General features: G+C 43.3%; 1 protein-coding gene. It reads right to left on the reverse strand.

What is annotated here, in order from left to right; all coding sequences use genetic code 11:
* Positions 1-126: 126 nt before the first annotated feature.
* On the reverse strand, positions 127-3,693 hold a 3,567-nt coding region (locus tag JMY08_RS13805; RefSeq protein WP_201593753.1), incomplete at its 5' end, for a BapA/Bap/LapF family large adhesin.

Raw genomic sequence — 3,693 nt, forward strand, 5'->3', positions numbered from 1 at the left:
GTATATTATATTTCACCACTGTTTTTAGCATTATAGGGTTTATTAACTATATCTTAGAATGATTGGACATACCCTATAAAAAACGCCCCCATTTGGGAGCGTTTTGAAACTGAAACTTAATGAATATTAGATAATATTTACATTGTCATCGATATATATCTGTGTCGACGTATCATTACCCGACTGCCATGTATTATACACTTCACCACCTGAGGTAGTTGATCCAACATTAGACCAGCTATTACCCTCTAGATTAACCGTATCATCGCTATCACCCTTGACATAAATAGGGCTAGACGTTCCTGAGTTGGCAACATCTGCTGCCTGAACCATCAGCGTATTGGCACCAGTACCGCTGATATCAACGACTTCAGTTTCAAGAATGTCTGACAAACTCAACGTTTGGTTCGATCCAGTTAGATTGATAGTATCGAAGCCATCTCCTAGATTGATTAACGACACATCAGAGATATTATAAGCAATATCAACGACATCATCACCGCTCGTTCCAATCAAATTGACTCTACCACTAGCTTCTGCTCCCCAGTTAATACTACCCAACAAATCATCGAGATCAGTTGCATCTACTTCCAACATCGCTTCAAACTCAGCGTTACCATTACGATCTACCATGAGCGTGCCACTCTCGTATTTGAGGTAGTCACCGATATTACCTAGCGTTTGGTTACCGTCAAGTAAGCCAGTAATGTCAATCTGATCGCCCTGTTGAGCGTTGAAGTCGCTCCAAGTGTCAACACCGTTATTACCATTACCGCCATTTATACCATTTAAGTTATCAAAGATTAAGGTATCGGCTCCTGTGCCCATGACAAAGCTGTCATTTGCAGCAGAGCTAACCGCAGTGTCATCAAACTCAGAGGCAGTGATACCTTTACCAACATTAAGCTCTAGAGTGGCGGTTTCTTTATCGCCAGTCACAGAAGTCGTCTCGTAGGTAAAGCGTTCAATTCCAAAACTTTCGCCGTTTGGTAAGTAGCTATAGCTGCCATTTTTATTAACTGTCAAGGTGCCATACAAGCCTTCGATATCAATCGATTCTGCACCTTGATTTGGATCACTAACAAATACAGACTTACCACCCACTTTTAGCGTACTAATATTGTCCCGTCCTTGATCATTATCATTACCATCAATCAAGGAACCAGTAACAGCAGAGATCACAGTGGCTGTATAATCTTCTGAATGAATAACTGTGGTATTAAAATCTATACTCTGCAGGTTGCCTTTGCTAGTAGTGATCGTAAGCTCATAATCACCTGCTGGTAAACTAGGTAATGAAGAACTCAATGATGCACTTGTCCTTGTACCTACTATCGAATCAGTAAAGAGCTCATTGGTCGTAGTATTCAATAAAGTATATGTAATAGTTATATTAGAACCAAGAACATTAACAGAACTTGCGGTTGCTGCCACCTCAACGGGAGCAGCGGCATCATGTTCAGCAACTGTGAAAGTTTGAGAGTAAGAATTACCATAGTTTCCTAAACCATTTGGTTCATTATATTCAATGTTAGTTACTACATTTTGTTCTTGCACTGTGACGTTGTTGAAATCATTAACCGCAGTATGAGTGCTAATTTTGATATTCAAGGTGTCAACAGCAACCTTACCATTTGTGTCTTTAGTCACTAGATTGAAAGATTCTACTTCTCCATAAGGCGGTACCCAGTCAGGACCTGCGTCAGTAGGTTTACTAACCGTGTAAGTATAAGTACCGTCAATATTAATTGTTAAGCTGCCATACTCACCTTGTACGACCGTGGCTCCGCTTGACTCCATTATCTGATCGTCCACTTTTAGTAATATAATGCCTGCGTCTTCAGTCGCATCTTTGCCAGCGATCGAACCCTCAAAGGTAGATGGGTCGTCATAGTCAAGGAGTTTATCAGCAGTAACCTTCAGTACAGTGCCACCAGCTACACCTATGCCGTCACCAGCAATCAATATGGCTCTATACTCGCCTTCGCCAAACTGTAATTCCAGTGGATCAGAGGTCTTGCCACCAATCACAGGTGCTCTAAACCAGTCATCTTCTAAATGCACTTGAACGAAATTGCCTGTTGACTCATCCTGTCTATAGACAATCAGATCGTAGTCAACACCTAATGAAAGCAATCCAAAACCCGTACCTTCAAAAGTCAATTCACGTACTTGGTTATCACCAACAGAGAACTGCATGACGCCCGAACCACCCAAAGCGTTTACATCAAGTATTGGTCCCAGTACTCCTATATTAGCAATACTAAACCCACCAACGCTATCAATAGGATTAAAGTCTGTATCTGGAACTTCGCTTGGCACAATATCTACCACAAGGCTCTCATCTATTTTAACTTGATTATCAACCGGTAAGATATTCAATTGAATAGTAAGATCTGCAGAAGAGCTATTACCATCGGGTGATGTCACAGTATAGGTAAAGCTCTCCTCACTGCCATACGGCCCACGGAAATTGCTATCCACTTCATACTCATAACTGCCATCAGAGAATATTGTCAGCGTACCGTATTCTCCTTGGATAGTCTTCTCACCTGCTACGAGCGGTTGTTCACCATTGACCGACGTAATTGAGGTAACCGTCGCATTCGTCGGTAGTTCATCATAACCAAAGCTTGCATCGACATCGTCTAGCACATTCCCTGTAATAGAACCGCTGACCGCTGTTGCTTGAGAATAGTCCAAAACAGTATCAGAGAGAAAGTTTAAGGTGTAACCAGTGAGCGCAGAGACACCTTCACCACTAGACATAACAAACAGCCACTCTCCTTCATCCAAGCTAAAATCAGTCTCTTGAGATGCGCCACCTAATAAGTAAGATACTACCCAGTCTTCTTTTACCTCCTGTAATTCCCACTCATTTGTAGAATCATTCAATTTGTACAAGCTCAAATCTATGGTACTCAGAACTTGAACGCCAAGTGCTCCACCTTGAACTCTAACTTCCCGGACTTGATCTTCACCTACTTCAAGTATCACTGAGTTGGCAATAATATCATCAAGTACACCTGCGTTTAATACCGGACCTAAACCTACATTAACCACAGTAAAACCTGTTTTGTTCAAATTACTTGGTGTCTGATTTTCCGTTTCTAAAGGTGTAGCATTTATTTGGAATTCAACAAAATTGTCAGCTGCTGCGATGATTTCGTTGTTATTGACGGTGTTTGGTATTGTGCCGGTCGTTGACGCACTGTCGAGTGTGCCATCAGTGGCATTGACCACTGGGGCGGGTAACGTGCCACCACTGTTGACGGTGTCCGCACCTGTTTGGGTGAGCGTGATGACACCCGTTGTTGCATTAATGACATAGTTCGTCAATGAGGCGGTGTCAAGCTCATAGGTGACCGTGTCACCATCATTTGGATCGGTTGAACCACTCGCGGTAGCAACGGTATCACCAGCAGCTGCCTCGCCCTGTTCTAGATCAACGGACGCTGAGATGCTTGGGGCTGTTGGGGCGTCGTTATTGTTGTCTACGGTGTTTGGTATTGTGCCGGTCGTTGACGCACTGTCGAGTGTGCCATCAGTGGCATTGACCACTGGGGCGGGTAACGTGCCACCACTGTTGACGGTGTCCGCACCTGTTTGGGTGAGTGTGATGACACCCGTTGTTGCATTAATGACATAGTTCGTCAATGAGGCGGTGTCAAGCTCATAGGTGACCGTGTCACC

Source organism: Psychrobacter sp. Pi2-51 (genome assembly GCF_904846665.1).
In the GTDB taxonomy this organism is placed as follows: Bacteria; Pseudomonadota; Gammaproteobacteria; order Pseudomonadales; family Moraxellaceae; genus Psychrobacter; species Psychrobacter glaciei.